Annotated in this window: 16 protein-coding genes; 5 read left to right on the top strand and 11 right to left on the bottom strand. The window is 61.7% G+C overall.

Annotation, left to right across the window (positions count from 1 at the left end; genetic code table 11):
• Positions 1 to 3: 3 nt before the first annotated feature.
• The 3 genes from P3T42_RS01675 to P3T42_RS01665 all read right to left on the bottom strand — a co-directional run bounded on the left by P3T42_RS01675 (position 4) and on the right by P3T42_RS01665 (position 2943).
• Positions 4 to 885, bottom strand: coding sequence for a sugar phosphate isomerase/epimerase family protein (locus P3T42_RS01675; RefSeq protein WP_429304986.1), 882 nt, complete (start codon positions 883 to 885; stop codon positions 4 to 6).
• 66 nt (positions 886 to 951) lie between these two features.
• A complete protein-coding gene (locus tag P3T42_RS01670; protein WP_429304985.1) occupies positions 952 to 1875 on the bottom strand; it encodes an intradiol ring-cleavage dioxygenase in 924 nt (307 codons plus the stop codon).
• A 153-nt stretch (positions 1876 to 2028) separates the two neighbouring features.
• Complete coding sequence (locus P3T42_RS01665) at positions 2029 to 2943, bottom strand: LysR family transcriptional regulator (RefSeq protein WP_074299087.1); 915 nt, start codon at positions 2941 to 2943, stop codon at positions 2029 to 2031.
• 206 nt (positions 2944 to 3149) lie between these two features.
• Between P3T42_RS01665 and P3T42_RS01660 the strand changes: the two genes are divergently transcribed.
• The gene (locus tag P3T42_RS01660; RefSeq protein WP_074299089.1) at positions 3150 to 4190 is read left to right on the top strand and encodes a LacI family DNA-binding transcriptional regulator; all 1041 of its coding nucleotides are present in this window, start codon (positions 3150 to 3152) and stop codon (positions 4188 to 4190) included.
• A gap of 58 nt (positions 4191 to 4248) precedes the next feature.
• On the opposite strand, the gene P3T42_RS01655 is transcribed toward P3T42_RS01660, so the two are convergent.
• From P3T42_RS01655 to P3T42_RS01635, 5 genes are all read right to left on the bottom strand, one after another.
• Positions 4249 to 5433: a porin gene (locus P3T42_RS01655; RefSeq protein WP_074299091.1), complete on the bottom strand. Its 1185-nt coding sequence runs from the start codon at positions 5431 to 5433 to the stop codon at positions 4249 to 4251.
• 392 nt (positions 5434 to 5825) lie between these two features.
• Entirely contained in the window at positions 5826 to 6284 is a 459-nt protein-coding gene (locus P3T42_RS01650; protein ID WP_429304984.1) for an MEKHLA domain-containing protein, read from the bottom strand.
• On the bottom strand, positions 6281 to 7522 hold the full coding sequence (locus tag P3T42_RS01645; RefSeq protein WP_074299095.1) for an MFS transporter: 1242 nt from the start codon (positions 7520 to 7522) through the stop codon (positions 6281 to 6283). The genes P3T42_RS01650 and P3T42_RS01645 overlap by 4 nt, the downstream gene beginning before the upstream one ends.
• 234 nt (positions 7523 to 7756) lie before the next feature.
• Positions 7757 to 8395 (bottom strand): nitroreductase family protein, encoded by a 639-nt coding sequence (locus tag P3T42_RS01640; protein ID WP_074299098.1) that lies wholly within the window; start codon positions 8393 to 8395, stop codon positions 7757 to 7759.
• 151 nt (positions 8396 to 8546) lie between these two features.
• Positions 8547 to 9677, bottom strand: coding sequence for a sensor histidine kinase (locus tag P3T42_RS01635; protein WP_429304983.1), 1131 nt, complete (start codon positions 9675 to 9677; stop codon positions 8547 to 8549).
• A gap of 107 nt (positions 9678 to 9784) precedes the next feature.
• Between P3T42_RS01635 and P3T42_RS01630 the strand changes: the two genes are divergently transcribed.
• From P3T42_RS01630 to P3T42_RS01620, 3 genes are all read left to right on the top strand, one after another.
• Entirely contained in the window at positions 9785 to 10189 is a 405-nt protein-coding gene (locus P3T42_RS01630; RefSeq protein WP_253190178.1) for a response regulator, read from the top strand.
• 235 nt (positions 10190 to 10424) lie between these two features.
• The gene (locus P3T42_RS01625; RefSeq protein WP_429304982.1) at positions 10425 to 11570 is read left to right on the top strand and encodes a hypothetical protein; all 1146 of its coding nucleotides are present in this window, start codon (positions 10425 to 10427) and stop codon (positions 11568 to 11570) included.
• 135 nt (positions 11571 to 11705) lie between these two features.
• On the top strand, positions 11706 to 11939 hold the full coding sequence (locus P3T42_RS01620; RefSeq protein ID WP_074299105.1) for a hypothetical protein: 234 nt from the start codon (positions 11706 to 11708) through the stop codon (positions 11937 to 11939).
• A gap of 53 nt (positions 11940 to 11992) precedes the next feature.
• Here the strand turns inward: P3T42_RS01620 and P3T42_RS01615 are convergent, their stop codons facing one another.
• Positions 11993 to 12892, bottom strand: coding sequence for a LysR family transcriptional regulator (locus P3T42_RS01615; RefSeq protein ID WP_429304981.1), 900 nt, complete (start codon positions 12890 to 12892; stop codon positions 11993 to 11995).
• 104 nt (positions 12893 to 12996) lie between these two features.
• Between P3T42_RS01615 and P3T42_RS01610 the strand changes: the two genes are divergently transcribed.
• Positions 12997 to 13986, top strand: coding sequence for a zinc-dependent alcohol dehydrogenase family protein (locus tag P3T42_RS01610; protein ID WP_429305250.1), 990 nt, complete (start codon positions 12997 to 12999; stop codon positions 13984 to 13986).
• A 38-nt stretch (positions 13987 to 14024) separates the two neighbouring features.
• On the opposite strand, the gene P3T42_RS01605 is transcribed toward P3T42_RS01610, so the two are convergent.
• Positions 14025 to 16901 carry a sensor domain-containing phosphodiesterase gene (locus P3T42_RS01605; RefSeq protein ID WP_429304980.1) on the bottom strand — a complete coding sequence of 959 codons (2877 nt, stop codon included), beginning with the start codon at positions 16899 to 16901 and terminating at the stop codon, positions 14025 to 14027.
• Positions 16902 to 17154: 253 nt separating this feature from the next.
• Positions 17155 to 17910, bottom strand: coding sequence for an SDR family NAD(P)-dependent oxidoreductase (locus tag P3T42_RS01600; RefSeq protein WP_429304979.1), 756 nt, complete (start codon positions 17908 to 17910; stop codon positions 17155 to 17157).
• Between the last annotated feature and the right edge of the window lie 5 nt (positions 17911 to 17915).

Raw genomic sequence — 17915 nt, 5'->3', positions numbered from 1 at the left:
GCGTCAGGCGGAAGTCGCGCTTTTCGCTGAGAACTGTGCGCGGGTGGTGTCGTAGGCACGCTTTGCCATCTCGTCGAGCGGCAACTTCCGGTGCGACTCGGAGATGAGCTCCACACCGTAGTAAGGCAGCGTGCAACCTGCCGCTTGCAGCGCATCGATAAAGGCGGGACAGTCGCCCGCACCTTCACCGCAAAGCTGGCGGTTAAAGCTCGAGTCCTCGAACAGCGACCCTCTTATCTGCGCGCCCACGTCATCCAGTTCGACGCCCTTGATGAAACGCGCCGGGATTCGCGCGACCTCGCTATAAGGACTGCCGCCGCGCGCCACATGCCAGTGGTCGACCATCAGACCACCGTTGGGCTGGTTGGCGCCTTCCGCGATCTGCAGTGCCTCGGCGATATTCCGGATGGGCGAAAAAGGCATGAACTCGATTGCCACCGTCGCACCGACCGACGCCACGTCTTCGCAAAGTCTGGCGAATTCATCGGTCATGCGCGCAAAGTTGGGCGGACTTTCGTCGAACGGGTTCGCGCCGATTTTCAGGTTGCGCATGCCAAGCTCGCCGCCCAGCTCAATGACGCGGCGACGGAAGCTATCCGATTTGGCCCGCGCCTCGCCATCGAGATACCAGTCCATGAGAATTTCGAGCTCGAAGTACTTCATGCCCGTGTCGTTCAGAATCTGCCTGACGCCGGACAGCCCGTATTTCCCGATGCTGTGCTCGAGGTCGTCCAGGATGAGACCGACGCCGCTCCAGCCCGCGCGCGATGCCGCTTCGCAACGGTCTCGCAATGGGAACGGACTGATTTCGACCGGCCCACACGGATAGACGTCACCGGCAATCGTCCAGTACGCAGCCACCAGTTCAATGTTGTTCGCGCTCATGTGTAGCAGTCCTGTCTCTCAGGTTCATCGGTTCGTCGACGGCACACGCTCCCGTGTGCCCAACGATCAGGGAATTGCCCGTGTGGGCGTGGTGGACGTCGCGAGAGTGAAGTCCCACGACACAGACCAGAACGGCGCTGGGAAGCCGACGCGCTCAGCCGCTTGCGGGTCGTCGATCCTGTTGAACCCGGCGATGAGTTCGCGCTTGACGCCGAAGACTGCGTCCTCCGGGAGGTACGGGCAGTCGGGCGTGAAAATGTGCGTGATGACCGGGTCATAGCCCGGCGCGGTCACGATGAAATGCAGATGCGCAGCACGGTTCGGGTGGCGGCCAATCGCTCCGAGCAACTTCCCGACGGGACCGTCCGACGGAATCGGATAGTGGCGCGGCTTGACGGATTTGAACCAGTACTTGCCCTCTGCGTCCGAAGTAAAGGTGCCACGCAGATTCGAGTCCGGCTGGATCCCCTTTTGCTGAACATCGTAGAAGCCGTCGTCGTTGGTCTGCCAGACCTCGAGCTTCGCATTCGGCACGGGGGTACCCTCGATGTCCGTCACACGCCCGGAGACCACCAGAGGCTCGCCTTTTCCGTCAAGACAGATGTTCGCGCCATTCTCGTAGCCGGGTGAATCCGCAACATAAAACGGGCCGAGAATCGTGTTGGGGGTCGCCCCGCTCGGCCGGCGGTGATTGATGGCGTCGACGAGCATCGAGACGCCGAGGATGTCCGACAGCAGGATGTACTCCTGACGCCAGTCGGTGCACATCTGGCCCGTTTCAGTCAGGAACCGGATTGCCGTGAACCATTCTTCGTGCGTCGGCTCGATTTCCTTCACCGCCGCATGCAGATGCCTGACCAGCGTAGCCATGACGTGCCGCAGCCTCTCGTCGGTGTCCTGACCCATGCGAGCGTTGACGACCTCGGCGGAGCGCGCTTCATCGAAATACGGCGATGGGGATGGCGAAACAGAGGGTGCGGCGTGTTGCATCAAGCGTCTCCTTCAATGTTTTTCGTGCAGCTTTGAAACGAGTCTATATTCCCCGAAGTCGGCAAAACAGAGCTAAAAAGGGAATCTCTTTCGCGGAAATCGGGAAAGTGCGGCAAGACGCGCGGGATCGCCGCGCCAGCGCGATCGTGGCCGTCAAGCGGTCCAGTGGCGCTCGTACTCGTTTTGCTGAAACCGCTCAACGAGTGCATCGATGAACAAACGCACTTTCACCGGCATATGTGCGCGGGTCTGGAATGCGATATTGATCGTCAGGCGTGGCAGGTCCCAATCGTTCAGCACGGGAATCAGGCGGCCCGCCTTGAGGTCGTCGTACACGATGTACTTCGGCTGCACGAGAATGCCCATACCGTCGAGCGCAGCAACCCGCAGTATCTGACCGTCGTTGGATTCGAGAAGCGGTTTGACCTTGACGAGAACCGACTCGCCTGTACGGCAGAAGGCGAGCTCCCGTGGATTGTCGGCCAGGCCGTAGTTCAATACCTTGTGCTTCACCAGTTCGGCCGGGAAGCGCGGCGAACCGTTTGCTTCGAGATACGAAGGCGCCGCGGCCAGGATCCGCCGGGTCGCGGCGAGCCGTCTGACCGTGATGTTGCTGTCCGCTTCAAGAACCTTGGTACGAACCGCGACGTCGATGCCGTTCTCGATGATGTCGTGGTAACGATTGGCCGCCACCACATCCACCGTGATGTCCGGATAGCGTGCGGTAAAGTCAGGCAGCATGGGTGCAATGTGCAGCAAACAGAACGAGAGCGACGCAGTCACACGAAGGACGCCGCTCGGCCGGACAGTCGCATCCTTGATGACCGATTCAGCCTCGCCGAGATCCGCCAGAATGGATTTGCAGCGGCGATGGAACTCGGCCCCAGCCTGGGTGAGGTAGAGATTGCGGGTCGTCCTGCGCACCAGTTGCACGGCAAGGCGCGTCTCCAACGAGATCAGATAGCGGCTTGCCGCTGAAATGGACAGATCCACCGCCTCCGCCGCCCGGCTGATACTGCCAGTCTCGGCAACCTCGACGAAGAGCTGTAGTTCCTTGAACTGGTCCATCTCCTTGTCTCACTCCACGATTTGATTAAAGCGCCGCCTGTTCGCCAGGAGGCGTCAATGCTACGGCACGATTTCTGTCGTCGAAAGACAGAAACACATCAAAAAACCATCAAACATCCGCAAACTATCTGTCAAGCATAGTTGCAGGAGTCGGTGGCGGAGTATCATTAATCCATCAAAAAGACATCAAAAAGAAGGTACCGGAGATGGCCCACCGCTTTCTTATCAAGGAGATCGCTCTCCAGGCTGGCCTCGGCATGGCCACGGTGGACCGGGTCCTCAACGGGCGGGCCCATGTTCGCGAGCACACGCGCAAACGCGTCGAGCAGGCAATCAAGGAGCTCGAAAAACAGGAACTCCAGTTGGCTACCGCGGGACGAAAGCTCATGATCGACGTGCTGGTCGAAGCGCCCGCGCGCTTTGCCGACGAGATCAAGGAAGCCCTTGAAGCCGAACTGCCGGGGCTGCATCCGGTCGTCTGCCGGCCACGGTTCCTGATGCGCGAAACGATGACAACGGCCGAGGTGGTCGACGCGCTGCAGTCCATTGGCCGTCGCGGAAGCCACGGAGTATTCCTCAAGGCTCGCGACGTTCCTGAGATTGCCGAAGCCATTCGCGAACTACAGCGCCGTGGCATTCCCGTGATCACGATCTTCACCGATATCCCTTTGTCCGGCCGCATCGCCTATGCGGGACTGGACAATCGCGTCGCCGGCGCGACCGCCGCCTACCTTCTCGCGCAGTGGTTGCGGCCGCAGCCCGGCAACATCCTGATCACCATGAGCGATGAACGCTTCAGAGGCGAAGAGGAACGTGAAATAAGCTTCCGGCGAGCGCTGCGGCTCCGATATCCGCAACTGACGCTGGTCGACGCCAGCGGTGGCCACGGCCTCGACACGCTCACTGAAGCTCGGGTCCATCAGGTGCTCACGGCTCATGTGAAGATCTCCGCGGTCTATTCCATGGGAGGCGGAAACGTCGCCATCCTTCGGGCACTCGAAGCGCAGCAGCAAGCTCCGGTTTGCTTCATTGGGCACGATCTGGATCGGGACAATGTGCGTCTGCTGCGCGAGGGCAAAGTGCAGGCGATTCTCCATCACGATCTGCGTCAGGACATGCGCTCGGCGTGCCAGCACATCGTTCATTTCCACAAACTGCTGCCGGCGGCAGCCGTGTCGCCCTCGTCATCCGTCGTCGTCGTGACGCCGGAGAATATTCCGGCGCATATCGCGAGCCGTTTCCGTTGATGGCGGCGAGCCAGACCGGCTTCGGGGCGACACCTCGCCCCGAACCCTTCCGTTCCGCCTAGAACTGGTGCGCGACACCCGCGATGACGCCGAACTGGCTCTTGCCATAGTCCGGATTGGTACTGGACGCGCCGCTGTTCGTCGGGTCGTTGTTACTGTTCGCGCCATACAGACCGCTGTCGAGCCCGAGGTTGGACGTCGAACTGTTCCGCACGTAAGCGAGCTCGGTATAAAGGAGCGTCCGCTTCGACAGGAAGTAGTTCGTGCCCAGTGTGTATAGCGTCGCGTTGCCGTTGCCGCGATTGGCGTTTGCGTGATACACCGCACCGGTGATGGCGAGTGCCGTCGTCGCATTCCAGATCGCCCCGATCCATTCGTGATCGACCGCTGTCGGCAGCGACGTGCCTGCCGGCAGCGTGGTCGGCGTGGCTGTCCCGAAGTATCCGGCATTGGATGCGTTGGGTGCGCTCAAATGCTGATAGCCCAGATACGCAACCACAGGACCGATCGCATAGGTCGCACCGGTGAGGATGGAGCGCGAGGCCAGGTACACATTGCTGAACTGTCCATTGGGATCGCGAACTTCGTCATAGGTCGCCTGCCAGTAAAGGCTGCCCACCTGGTAAGAGAGTTTGATACCGTCGGAGCGCCCCTGCGCACTCCCCAGACCGGTAGAGGTGCCCAACTGGCCCGGCGCGCTTCCCGGACTGCCGGCGTTCCACTTCGTCGAGTTCGTCAGGTCGTATTGCCCCTGCAGCGTAAATCCTCCGACCAGCGGCGACAGGTACTCGACACCGTTGCCCGCCTGCGAGAAGATCCGGCCGCGCACCAGCGTCCCGATCGCATATTTCTTCGTCTGCTGTGGATCGACGTCGCCCGAATACTGACTGATTTCGGCCGAGCCCATATTGCCCAGCTTCACTTGACCCCACGTGTCGTTATGCAAACCGACGGTCGCCTGCCCCTCGAAGAAGCTGCCGTTGGAAAAGGTGCCGTTTTGTGTGTTCAGGCGAGACTCGAGGTGGAAAATGGCCTGGGTGCCGCCGCCGAGATCCTCAGTCCCCTTGAAGCCGAACCGCGATTGCGCCCACCCGCCACTTTGCGCGCCGAACACGTGCCCCTTCGGCATGCCGGTCTCATACTCCAGTCCGTTGTCGACGATGCCGTACAGCGTAACGCTGCTTTGCGCACTGGCAGACACCGTAGCCGTCATCGCGAGCATTCCAAACAGAACCTTTCTCATCGTATCTCCTATATATTTAGTACCACTATATTAATCGCCGGCCCGATGAGACTCCGGCTCCGGCGATTTGATGCCACGACAGCCCTCGATGTGCGAGCTGGCCGCTATTCGTCAGGCGACACTTGCGCCCCGGCGGTTGCTGAATGCGTCCGCTGAATGCGCTTCGTCGAAGTACGGGAAAATGCCAGGTAGAGTGCCGCTTGCGGCAAGATGGGCCTCCAACGTTGTTCTCGTGTAATTTGGCCCGAGTGTATATTCGTCAACGGTGGAGACACAGAGCGGAAAGGGGAATCTCTTTCGCGGAAATCGGGACAATCGAGTCTGTGGAAAAGCAACCGCTCAAGCCTGAGCGGTACCCGACTGCCTCACGCATTAACCGTAGACAGGTGCGATCAGATATCGCGCGTCCGCGGAATGACAACGGCCTGGCCGTGCAGCGTGCCGTTCGCGTCAAGCAGTTGCCACAGTGTCGCTTCCTCGATCATGAAGCGCTGGCCTGACTTCGTGATACGCACACCCTTGTAGCCCGCCTCATAGCCGACTCGCTGCACGCGCGCGAGGAACTGCTGCCGCTCCTCGCGATTCGGTGCTTCGGCTGAGAGCCGCGACGGCAGCCGGGTGATTTCATCCCAACTGTATTCAAAGCGGCGCTGCGCGGCCTTATTGCCGTAAATGAAGAGCGGGTCGGGATCGGTGTTGTGCGCCAGCACCGCGAACGGCGCATGCTCGTAGAGCCATTCGCTTGCTTCGACCACGGGCACGGCCCGCGGCACCAGCGGGTGACCCAGCAGTCGGGCGTAGCTATCGGCAAGGAGCTGATAGAAGGCGGGATCGCGATGGCGTGGAATCATTCCGGCGTCGCCAGACAGTCGCAGTCGACCTTCGCCACCGGGCTTCTTCCGAAGCTCGCCAGCGCGGCCAGACCGAGCAGCGCCAGCGCGCTGCCCAGCAGGAAGTCAGGCGGAATGCCGATCGAATCGACAATCGTCCCGCCGACCAGCGACCCCACCGCAATAGCCACCTGAATGATGCTCACAAACAGCGCTGAACCGGCCTCCGGCAGATCGGGTGTCGCGCGCTGAATCCACACGCTGAAACAGAGTGGCAACGCGCCGAACGAAATACCCCACGCGAGCACATCGACCGTCACCGCCAGCTGCGAATGCCGCAACAAAGGCATCGACAAAAGCGCGAACATCATCAGCGATACCATCACCGCCACCGATGCCTTGAGGTTGCGGTTGACCGTGCTCGAAACGGCGAAATTGGAGAAGAAACCAATCACGCCGAAGCCTAGCAACAGCCATGTAATGGTCGACATGCCGAAGCTCGCGTTATGCAGTAGAAACGGCGTGATGTAGGTGTAGGAACAGAAGTGGGCGCCGAACACGAGTCCCACCATCAGCATGCTTCGGCGCGCATGAGGACGCCTTAGCAACTCGGTCAGGTCTGCCAGGCGTAGCGCTGCGCTGGAGGGCAGCGAAGGGACCAGCAGCAGTTGCGCGACCAGCGCGACGGCAACCAGCACGCCGGTAGCCATGAACGAAAAGCGCCAGGAAGAGAAGCCGGCGATGAACGTGCCGAGAGGTACGCCGATCACGGTGGCGCACGTCACGCCCGTCAGGATCATGGCGGTTGCTCTCGCTGCGTCTTTGGGCTGCACGAGGCGGCCCGCGGCGGCTGTCGCGAGCGTCCAGAAACCGCCCAATGCCGCGCCCAGCAGCGCGCGGCCCACCAGCATGACGGCGAAATTGGGCGCAAATGCCGACAACAGATTGGACGCCAGCAACAGGGCCGTAAGTAACAGGAAGACGTGCCGACGGTCCATACGCCCCGCGCCCAGCATGAGGCCCGGCGCGGAGAGCGCGGCAATGACACCCGGCGTAGTGACCATCAGACCGGCCGTACCTGGCAGGACATCCAGTTCTTTGGCGACATGCGGCAGTAAACCCACCGGCAGAAATTCCGTGGTGACAAAGGCGAATGCGCCGATTGCCACGGCGCCGACAGAGAGCCACTGACGCAGAGACGACGAATCACCCTGCTCCGATGCGCGCGTATCCGCCGCCGGACTGCTTTCGACTAACATAGTTTTGTTTGTCCTTAACGGACAATGATTGAATTGGTGCGGATTGGCGAACTAATCCGGCCGCACCATTGGGTTCGTGATGAAAACGCTTTGTCTCAGGCGTGTACAGCGCGATCCTGAGAACGACGCGCCACGATACCATTGCATTATTTGTCTTGCCGACGCGCTGCCAAAAGCAGCGCTCGGCGTAGGGATACTAGAGGGCGTACTGTGTAGAAGCGGGTAACGTCTGGTTCACTTTATTTCAGTGACGAAGCTATCGCGACTGCGCCGGACTTTCTTCAGGTTCACGAGCCAATCGCCTTCGGCCGCCCGATAACCCAGCGGCAACATGACGACGCTACGCAGGTGCTTCGATTTCAGATCGAGGATTTCATCGACCGCTGCCGGGTCGAATCCTTCCATCGGAGTCGCGTCAACTTCTTCGAAAGCCGCAGCAATCAAGGCCGCGCCCAGGCCGATATAAGCTTGCCGCGCGGCGGCCTGATAGTTAGCCTCCGTTCCTCGAGCGGCGACAATACCGAGCAACTTCTGGCGGTAGCTCTCCCACCCTTCGTTTTTGAAACCGCGGATTTCGTTGGTCAGATCGAACATCATATTGACGCGGTCAGCAGTGATGTCGTCCCATGCGGCAAATACCAGCAGGTGCGAACAGTCGGTCACCTGGGCCTGGTCCCAGGCCACGGCACGAATCTTCGCGCGGATATCCGCATTGCTGACTACCAGCAGTTCAAACGGCTGGAGCCCGCTCGAGGTCGGAGCCAGCCGCACAGCTTCAACGATACGTTCGAGCTTGTCGGCCGACACGCTTTGGGTCGCATCGAACTTCTTGGTTGCGTAACGCCATGCAAGTCTTTCGTTTACTGTCGTCATAACGGTTCTCTTCAGGTATGAGTATAAAAACAGTGGCGCAGGAACCGAGTGCGATCTTGAAGGAATCGTTGTTTGCGGCTGCGCCGTGTTCGACGCCGCGCATCATATCTGAAAGTAGAAATTCAGGCAGTCGAGACCTGGGTCGACGCTATCAGCGCCCTGGCTGGCGGCGCGGCAGACACACAGAGAACACCGTTTCGCTCTCGTCCGAGCGCACCTCGATCTCGCCCCCGTGGGCCTTGGCAATCTCACGCGCGATATACAGCCCTAGCCCGAGGCTACCGTCTGCGTTATACGAGTCCTGATGATTGAGGCCACGCTGGAGCGGGTCGAAAATCCGATCCAGCGCCGTTCGCTCGATGGCCGACCCATGGTTCCTGACCTCGAAACGAACTTCCTGCTCCGCGCCGGTCATGACCACGCGCACCGGCGCGTCTTGCGCGCCGTACTTGAGCGCATTCAGAACCAGATTGCCAAGCAACTGCTGGAGACGGCGGCCATCCCAAACACCCTGACCGTCGCCCGCCACGTCCAGATCGATCCGGCGGTCGGGATGCGATGCCCTCACCTGGTCGAGTTCGTCGGCAAGCAGCTTCTCCAGGTTGGCCTCGGCGGGCACGATATTGATCCCCAAACCCAGTCTGGTTCGATTGAAATCAAGCATGTCGTCCAGCAGCGCATGCATGCGCGCTCCGCTTCGGATCAACCGCGCCGCGGCGACCGACACTTTCTCACCGGCGTTCAGCGCCGAGAGGTACGTCGCGGTCATCTGGATGGTCTGCAGCGGACTGCGCATGTCGTGCCCGAGCATGCCGAGCAACAGGTTACGAGCCTGCTCGATCTGCGCACTGAAAAACCCCACCGATTCGGCGATGGCCTGGTCGATGGCCTCGTTGAAACGGATAATGTCATCCGCATGAGACGCGTCGGGCTGGCACTCATCCATCCACAGACGAAGGACGCTGGCGCGCAGGGCGCGGTATTCGGCAGCCAGTTGATTGATGTCGAATCCACCCCGCGCCCGCAGCAGCGCGTGCGTCTGGGCCGCCGTCTCCGGAGCGCCGATCAGTATGGGGGCCCGGCCCATTGATTTTTCAGCCTGCGCCTCCCTGCTCTGAACCGTCGACAGGTCCTTCGCTACAGCCAGCAGAATCTGTTGCGCATGGTCTCGCAGGGCAAGCGATTTCATGTCCACGGCCGCCGGCAACAGGGTGGCGGCGAATGCCTCCCATTGCACCAGGATCGTTTCCATGTCACGCAAGATATAGTCAGCCAATCGCATGTTTGCCCTTAAATAAGCGTGAAAAGATCAGTATGGGGCATCGGTTGAATTTATCTTACGCGCAAATGGCTGTTTTAACTGTATCGGGTCCCTAAATTGCGTGACACATGGGGCAACCCTACAGGAACCCCATGTCCAATGGAAAAGCTGAACGCTTACTCATCGCCGACGACGACCCGAATCTGCTCGCGGTGTACATCCTGTTCTTCGAGGCTTACGGTTACGCCATCCGGACAGCAATAGACGGTCCCGGCGCGCTCGCTGTGTACCGCGTCTGGCGTCCTGACGTGGTGATGCTCGATATTCAGATGCCCCGACTGGACGGCCGAGCGGTGGCAAGGGAAATCCGCCGCATGAACGTCGTTTCCTCGCCCTTGCTGCTGGCGGTGAGCGCGCTGAGCGCGCCCGCCGAGCGGGCTGAATCGTTCAAGGCCGGCTTCGACGATCATTTCGTCAAACCGGCGCAACTTCCGGCCATTCTGGCGGCGATTGCGGCCAGCACACTTGTTTGAGGCGTTTGACGCGGGAGCGGTCGCGATTCACGGCGCCGCCTGGCGGATGGATTGCCCGGGAGGTCTAATAACGCTCGTGCTCCATCAAAGACGCGCTCCAAACGAGGCGAAATGGCTGTGGTAGCATCGTCTCCGATTTTCGCACGCCATTGCGCGGGGAGATAGCATGCCATTGAGCGAAGCATTCCACTCTCGCGCGACATGCCCCGGAGCAACGCTCCCGCCGAGGTTGATCATGCGTGTCACGAAGCGATGCAGCGCGTTCATCATTCCTATGGCTTTCCTCGGTTCGCTATTGTCCGGTTCGGCAATCGCGCAAGATGCGACATCAGGCGGTTCCGCGCATGCGATTTCAGAAATCGGCATTGACCGTTCAGGGCTGAGCAGCCAGGACGAAGCCACGCGGCAAAAGACGTTTGAGGATATTCGTGCGCTTCATGCGACCTGGTTTCGTGACGAACCGACTTCCGGATCGGCTCAGGGCGTTGCCAACTTCGTCGAAGAGGTTCGGGAGGCCAAGCAGCAGAAACTCAAGGTGTTAGTCAACATTCTGCAGATGGACGAAGACTACGATCGTGCGCTGCCGATGAACGATCACGGCTGGCGATCCAAGAAATTGAGCGAAATAGACCTGAATAAATTCGCCAGCCGATTCAGTAATCTGCTGGGGGCTTTAAAGCACGCCAACCTGACGATCGATGCGGTCGAATTCGGTAACGAGGACGACAGCTACTATTACGATGCAGACGTGCCGAACGGCCACAGCGCGAATCAGGTCGAGCTGCATGCATGGCTTCAGGGCTATGGACAGTTTTTGAAGACCGGCGCGACAATCTTGCATGATCCTCGCTACTATCCGCAGGCGAAAATCATCACGTTTGGCATCGCTCATGGATATACGGCGCCTGGCCGTCCGCCACAGTGTCTTTCAGATCCGGCAAAAGCCGTCGCGATGCTGAAGGATGTCGATGGCTTTAACTACCTGGATAACAGCGGCTATCACGTCGACGGTTACGGTACTCACATTTACGCGTCGCCGGGCAATCCGGGGGCAAGTGCGACGGCGCTCCTGCGTCCGGACGTATGGGCGCTTGGCCGGGCCAAGCCTTTCTGGATTACAGAATGGGGATTTACGGACGCCACGAAGTTTCCCAATCAACAGGGACAATCGGCAAGCCAGGGGATGCAAGCGGTTCTCAACGCGTTTGATGACCTCGGCACGCGGGTACCCATAGGTCCGATGTTTTTCTATTCCTACAATTCCGGGTTACAGGATGCCGATGGACATCCGAGTGGCCTCGTCGATACACAGGGCAAATTGGTGCCGGCAGCGAACCCTCTGTCCGTGCGTGCTGCACGGGTCCCGTCGCACGCTTCCTGAAGTGATGGCCGTGCCCGCCAAGCGTTTCCATTCAGGCATATGTCGACACTTCGCGTGCACGAGCGACAAGATGCCAGGTTCTGTCGGATAATCCACCCTTGAGTATCCGGCTGGCATCCCAGAGAGGGAGTCGCGATGAAATCCGTCCTCGGTCTGCTTTGTGTAGTGGCATTCGGTGCGGCGCTCGGTCCGCTAGGCTGGCTGGTGTGGCTCGACTACACCCATGCGCTGACCCCCATCCTGACCTATCAACTCGTGATTGCGATCCTGGCCGCCTTACTGATAGGGGCGAGCTGCCTGGCAGCCAATTGCTCCTTGAATCGCCGCCCGTCCCGGTCCTCGATTGCCCAGACGCCACAGCGCGGGTGAACCCGTTTGCGGCGCGCAGCGCTGAGCGTCACGACCAGCAAGGTCTGCGCCGCTCAGGCCATGAAGTTGAGCAAGGCGGCCGCCAGGGCGTCGACAGCCACCCGGACCTTCAACGGCAAGTGCGGCGTCTGCAGCCACAGCGCATAGACGTCGTATAAAAATCCCGGCTGATCCGGCAGTAGCTGGACAAGCGCGCCAGCCTGAATGCGCTCATGAACGAGCCAGTACGGAAGCCATGCAAGCCCCATACCGAGGGTCGCGGCGTCGGCGATGGCATCGAGATCGTCAAGCCGCAACCGGTGCGCCGGCGTCACTTCCATCGGAGGCTGATCATTGCGCGGAAACAGCCACGGGCGAACCCGGCCCGAGCGCCGGTAGATGATTCCATCGTGCCTGCCGAGATCCTCTATCCGCTGTGGCCGGCCATGCGCATCGAGATAGCTGGGCGACGCGCAGACGACCATGCGCTGCCGCGCAATGCGACGCGCGATCACCCCACCCTTATCCTCCAGATCGCCGGTTCGGATCGCCAGATCGTAGTCGTTCTCGGCGAGATCGACGAACCGGTCGTTCAACGACAGATCAAGCTCCAGCGCCGGATAGTGCTGCGCGAGCTGCAGCAGGACCGGCATCACGCAGTGCCGGCCAAAGTGCACCGGCATCGTGACGCGCAGCGTGCCGCGCGGTTCGGACAGTTGATCGGCGGCGAGCGCATCCGCGGCATCCGCTTCGGCGAGGACCACCCGGCAGCGGTCGTAGTAGGCGCGCCCGAAGTCGGTCAGGCTCTGGCGGCGCGTGGTCCGGGTGATGAGGCGCACCCCCAGGCGCTCTTCGAGGAACCGGACATGCTTGCCTACCATCGGTCCGGATAGCGCGAGCGCGTCCGCGGCGGCCGCGAACGAACCCAGATCGACGGCTTTGACGAACACGGCCATGCTCGTAAGGCGATCCATGTTTAAAAACTCCTGGTTTCGACTGTTCTGTTTACGACGCTATTTATCCGCCTGAAGCGCACCGGCATAGTGTATTCGGTTCGGTTACTTTGGAGTTCGGCGAGATGACACGAGTGGTTCGCTTTCATGAGCACGGGGGTCCCGAGGTTCTGCGCATCGAGAATGTCGACGTTCCCGGGCCTGGCCGCGGCGAGATCCAGATCCGCGTCAAGGCGTTAGGTCTCAACCGGGCCGAGGCGCTGCTGCGCGCGGGCGCCTACATCGAAACTCCGACCTTCCCTTCCGGTCTTGGCCTTGAGGCGGCGGGCATCCTCGAAACGGTTGGCGAAGGTGTCGAAGGTTTCGCGCCAGGGGACGCCGTCAGCGTCGTGCCGCCGGTGTCGATGGTCCGCTGGCCCGCCTATGGCGAACTCGTCACGTTTCCTGCCGGGCTGGTCGTCAAGCATCCCCCCTCGCTGGGTTGGGAAGCGGCCGCCGCTGTCTGGATGTCGTATCTCACCGCATACGGCGCCTTGATCGACATTGCCAAACTGCACAGGGAAGACTGTGTGGTGATTACGGCGGCATCGAGCAGTGTCGGACTTGCCGCGATCCAGATTGCCAACCGGGTCGGCGCAACCGCGATCGCGGTGACGCGAACAGGCGCCAAGAAGCCAGCCTTGCTTGAGTCAGGCGCGGCCCACGCGATTGCCTCAGCGGAAGAAAATCTGGCAGCCCGGCTGGCGGAAATCGCCGGCCCAAAGGGGGTGCGCGTGGTGCTGGACCCAATCGGCGGACCGATCTTCGAACCCCTGACGGCCGCCATGTCGCGAGGCGGCATTCTCATCGAATTTGGCGGCTTGAGCCCCGAGCCGACGCCCTTCCCGCTGTTCGCCGTCCTGAGCAAGTCGCTCACGCTGCGCGGCTACCTCGTTCACGAGCTTCTCAGCGATCCGGAGCGACTGGAAGCGACCAAGACGTTCATCCTCGACGGATTGATATCGGGTTCATTCCGGCCGGTCATTGCAAGAACCTTTCCGTTCGACCGGATTGTCGAGGCGCATCGCTTTCTGGAGTCGAACGAACAATTCGGCAAGATTGTCGTGACGGTTTGATCGCGTATGCGAAGCGCCGGCCTGCGCCGCCTGCCGCGTCAGGACGCCGGCGTTTCAGCCGCATCGCCCACCCAACGCACCCAATGCGCCGAACGCAACAGCGCCTCGAGCGGCATCGGCCTGTCGAAGAAATAGCCTTGCGCCTGTGCGGCTCCCATGTCCCGCAGCACGGCGAGTGTTTCCGCATCCTCGACGCCTTCCGCGACAAGCGTCAAACCGAGCGATTCGGCCATGCGCACAATCGCCGTCACAATGGCGCGGCTACGTGGACTTCCGGTGAGCGCCAGGATAAACGACTTGTCGATCTTCAGACCGCTGAAGCGGTACTGGTGCACATAGCTCAGCGACGAAAAGCCCGCCCCGAAGTCGTCGAGCACCACGGACATGCCGTTATCCGCGAGACGCTGCATCGTGTTGCGCGCGAGATCGGGTTCCGCCACCAGCGCGCCTTCCGTCAGTTCAAGGCACACGCGCGAGGGCGCCACACCGTAGCGGTGCAACAGCGCGAGCACCTCGTCGGCGAACTCCGGCCGCGTGATGCTAAAGCTCGAACAGTTCACGTGGACGGGCGGCCAGTTCGCATGCTGCGGCGCCGACAGAATGACCGCTACGCGGCTGAGCATGTAAAGGTCGAGCCGCCCTATCAGCCGCAACCCTTCGACGCTCGGCAAAAACTCGCCCGGGCCGATGATGCGTCCATCGGGCTGCCGCCAGCGAATCAGCGCTTCGAGCGCGACCACCTCCCCCGTGGCAATGTCGACGATGGGCTGGAAGAACGGCAGCAGTTCGTCGTCGCGTTTGAGCGCATTACGCAACGCACCCTCACGCTCCACCTCGTCCAGCACCTCCCGTCGCAGCTCATGGTTGAACACCACGAAACTATCGCGGCCCGCGTTTTTCACGCGATACATCGCGATGTCGGCGTCGCGCAGGAGATCCGCGGGCTTGCTATGGTACTGACCGTCCGCATTCACAATGCCGATGCTGCATGACGAGAACACCACGTGTTCGTCGATATCGAAAGGCAGATCGAATGCCGCCAGGATTCTGTGCGCAACGGCGACGGCATCGTTCAACGGCGCATCCCGCGACAGCACGGCAAATTCGTCGCCGCCGAGACGCGCCAGCAGATCGGCCGGACGCAGGCAGCCCCGCAAGCGCTCCGCGGCCTGCACCAGCAACAGGTCGCCGAAGTGATGGCCGAGACTGTCGTTCACGATCTTGAAGCGGTCCAGATCGATGAACATCACCGTCACCTGGCAGCCGTCCTCGCAATACGCGCTCCACGCGGCCTGCAGGCGGTCGAGCAGATGACTGCGGTTAGGCAGTCCCGTTAGCGTGTCGTGCGAGTTTTCGTGGAGAAGCCGGGCATTGGCATTGTCGAGCTCGCGCGTACGGATCTGTACCCGCGCTTCGAGTTCCGCGTTCGCCGCATGCAGGGCGTCGGCGGCCCGCCGCCGCGACAGCGCCGTATCGATATGGTGCGACACGAAGGTCAGCAACTCCTGATCGCGCTGCGAGTAGCGCACGCGCGGCGCATAGCTTTGTACGGCGAGCATCCCGCGCACGTCCTCGCCGTCGAACAGCGGCACACCGAGCCAAGAGCATAGCCGCACATTCTGGCTGCTCATGTCGATCTCGCCATCGGCGATCAGGCGTAACGCGCCGTCCGCATCGATGAGGCAGGGACTGCGCTGGCGAATCACATATTCGGTGAGGCCGCGCCGGCCGAGACGCGGCGGTGGCGGCTCGTGCACGTGTTCGTCGACGTAATACGGGAACGACACGGTCTGCTTCTCCGTATCGAACAGCGCAATGTAGAAGTTATGCGCATAGAGCAGCTCTCCGACGATTCGATGCAGGCTGCGGAAAAACTCGACCATGTCGCCGGGACGGCTGGAAAGCTCTGCAATCTGGAAGAGCGTGGCCTGCAGGTGTTCGGCGCGCCCGCGCTCGGCGATGCCCTCGCGCAGCGCCGCGTTGACGCGCGACAGTTCGGAGGTGCGCCGGGCGACCTGCTCCTCGAGGTCGGCCCGGTGGAGGATCCGGTCCAACGCCATCGCCACGTGTCGCGCCACGACGAGAAACAGCGCGCGGTCCTCGGCACTGTAGATGCGCGCGACGTCGTAGACCTGCATCGCGAGCATGCCGAACACTTCGTCCGACGCGTTCTTCAGTGGCGCGCCCATCCAGAACTCGGGCAGATCGCCAATGGGATACAAAATGCCTTCAGCCGCCGCGGCCCGAATCATCGCGGCATCGACGAGCAGCGGTTCGCCGGTGGTCAGCACCTGCGCCGTCATCGACAGGCGGTCGGGGTTGAGTATGTCGTAGTTCTCCGCTTCGATGACGTCCGCATCGATCACGTCGACGTAATACGGATAGGTGATCTTGCCGCTCTTGCGGTCGTACAGCGCCAGATAGAAGTTTTCGGCGTCGATCAGCGTACCCAGACGCTCGTGCACGCGCTGCAGGAACGCCGCGCGATCGGGCACCGAACTGGCCAGATAGGCGATCTCATACAGCACGCGCTGGGTGTTCTGGGCCCGCGCGAGCGCATCGGTCTGCGCCCGCTCGCCGAGGCTCCGGGCGCAGTCCCCCAGGGATGGGTCGCCACCGAATTCGGCGGGCGCGACGAGCCAGCCCAGCACGCTCTCGCCGAATCCCGTGGGCCAGCGGTGCCACCCGCGCTCGGCGCACAGTTCCGCCAGCCGTTCGTGGGAGACGTTGTGCGGCCACTCGGGCGCCGCGCCGCCCTGGCCGGCAAGGTGCAAGCGTTCCCCGGCGCGATACCACGCCCATGCCGCAGCCCACGGTCGGCCGCCGTCCCGCATCGCTTCCAGTTGGGCTTCGATGGTCGGCGCGCCCGGGGCAACGCTGTCGGCCGCGTTGCGGCGCGTGGAAGCGTCAACCATGGACAGGCGCTCGTAGGCCGTGCGCGGCCAAAACCTCACCCCATTTGATAGATGTCTCGGTGCTCTGCATTCTCAGTGGACGCTCGGCCGGTCCGTTTTATGGATACGTATGCCGTGCTAACGGCACGAGAAGGCCGAGGCTTGAGGGATTTTTCGTCTGCAGGCGAGCTAAGCCAGACGCACCGGTACGTCAATGCGGTACTTCAATGACCGGTTCTTTCACCAACCTGTCAAAAGAATTCCTGTCGTCACCTTAAAACGATTCGTTAAACGGCCGCAGATCGATCTCCTGCGACCATGCGCTGCGCCCCTGTTGATGGAGATGCCAGTAGGCGTCGGCAATCTCGTCGGGATTCAGCAGACCGTCCGGTCCCCGTTCGGCCACGCGCTGTGGCGAGGACGTCCGCAAGCGTTCGCCGTCGATACCGCCATCGACCACCACATGCGCGACGTGGATATTCCGTGGCCCGAACTCGCGCGCGAGGCTCTGCGTTAGCGAGCGCAGACCGGCTTTGGCGGACGCGAACGCGGCAAACGGCGGACGGCCGCGCAACGACGCGGTGGCGCCCGTGAATAACAGCGAACCTCGGCCCGTGGCCAGCAGGGCGGGCAATGCCGCTCGCGCGAACAGAAAGCCGCCCAGGGTCGTGACGCGCCATGCCGCCTCAAACTGCTCCGCGCTCAGTTCGAGCGTCGCGGCGCGCGTCGCACCGGCGGCATTGAAAATCGCCGCTTCGAGCGTACCCGTCCCGGCGAGTTGCCGTGCAATGGCAGTCAGGTCGCTCTCGCTGGTGACGTCGCCAGGGGCTGCGAAAGCAGCGCCGCCCGCGGCGCGAATTTCATCCACGACGGCATCAAGCCGGTCGCGCGAACGCCCTGTCACCGCGACGCCAAGGCCCTCGCGCGCGAAGCGGCGCGCCAGCGCCGCTCCGAGTCCGGCGCTCGCCCCGACTCCCGCAACCCACGCGAGACGCTTGCGCGCGTGGTTTTGCCCAACCGCTTCAGTCATCGTGT

The organism is Paraburkholderia sp. GAS38 (genome assembly GCF_050434965.1).
Classification (GTDB): Bacteria; Pseudomonadota; Gammaproteobacteria; order Burkholderiales; family Burkholderiaceae; genus Paraburkholderia; species Paraburkholderia phenazinium_A.
The sequence above is the reverse complement of the archived record's forward strand: the minus strand, read 5'-3'. Positions and strand labels throughout refer to the sequence as shown.

What these genes read in the sequence shown, in the direction of transcription:
- P3T42_RS01635 (WP_429304983.1), bottom strand. Translation starts at nt 9,677, where the DNA reads ATGCGATTGGCTGACTATATCTTGCGTGACATGGAAACGATCCTGGTG.
- P3T42_RS01660 (WP_074299089.1), top strand. Translation starts at nt 3,150, where the DNA reads ATGGCCCACCGCTTTCTTATCAAGGAGATCGCTCTCCAGGCTGGCCTC.
- P3T42_RS01615 (WP_429304981.1), bottom strand. Translation starts at nt 12,892, where the DNA reads ATGGATCGCCTTACGAGCATGGCCGTGTTCGTCAAAGCCGTCGATCTG.
- P3T42_RS01675 (WP_429304986.1), bottom strand. Translation starts at nt 885, where the DNA reads ATGAGCGCGAACAACATTGAACTGGTGGCTGCGTACTGGACGATTGCC.
- P3T42_RS01645 (WP_074299095.1), bottom strand. Translation starts at nt 7,522, where the DNA reads ATGTTAGTCGAAAGCAGTCCGGCGGCGGATACGCGCGCATCGGAGCAG.
- P3T42_RS01605 (WP_429304980.1), bottom strand. Translation starts at nt 16,901, where the DNA reads ATGGTTGACGCTTCCACGCGCCGCAACGCGGCCGACAGCGTTGCCCCG.
- P3T42_RS01625 (WP_429304982.1), top strand. Translation starts at nt 10,425, where the DNA reads ATGCGTGTCACGAAGCGATGCAGCGCGTTCATCATTCCTATGGCTTTC.
- P3T42_RS01600 (WP_429304979.1), bottom strand. Translation starts at nt 17,910, where the DNA reads ATGACTGAAGCGGTTGGGCAAAACCACGCGCGCAAGCGTCTCGCGTGG.
- P3T42_RS01610 (WP_429305250.1), top strand. Translation starts at nt 12,997, where the DNA reads ATGACACGAGTGGTTCGCTTTCATGAGCACGGGGGTCCCGAGGTTCTG.
- P3T42_RS01650 (WP_429304984.1), bottom strand. Translation starts at nt 6,284, where the DNA reads ATGATTCCACGCCATCGCGATCCCGCCTTCTATCAGCTCCTTGCCGAT.
- P3T42_RS01655 (WP_074299091.1), bottom strand. Translation starts at nt 5,433, where the DNA reads ATGAGAAAGGTTCTGTTTGGAATGCTCGCGATGACGGCTACGGTGTCT.
- P3T42_RS01630 (WP_253190178.1), top strand. Translation starts at nt 9,785, where the DNA reads ATGGGGCAACCCTACAGGAACCCCATGTCCAATGGAAAAGCTGAACGC.
- P3T42_RS01620 (WP_074299105.1), top strand. Translation starts at nt 11,706, where the DNA reads ATGAAATCCGTCCTCGGTCTGCTTTGTGTAGTGGCATTCGGTGCGGCG.
- P3T42_RS01670 (WP_429304985.1), bottom strand. Translation starts at nt 1,875, where the DNA reads ATGCAACACGCCGCACCCTCTGTTTCGCCATCCCCATCGCCGTATTTC.
- P3T42_RS01640 (WP_074299098.1), bottom strand. Translation starts at nt 8,395, where the DNA reads ATGACGACAGTAAACGAAAGACTTGCATGGCGTTACGCAACCAAGAAG.
- P3T42_RS01665 (WP_074299087.1), bottom strand. Translation starts at nt 2,943, where the DNA reads ATGGACCAGTTCAAGGAACTACAGCTCTTCGTCGAGGTTGCCGAGACT.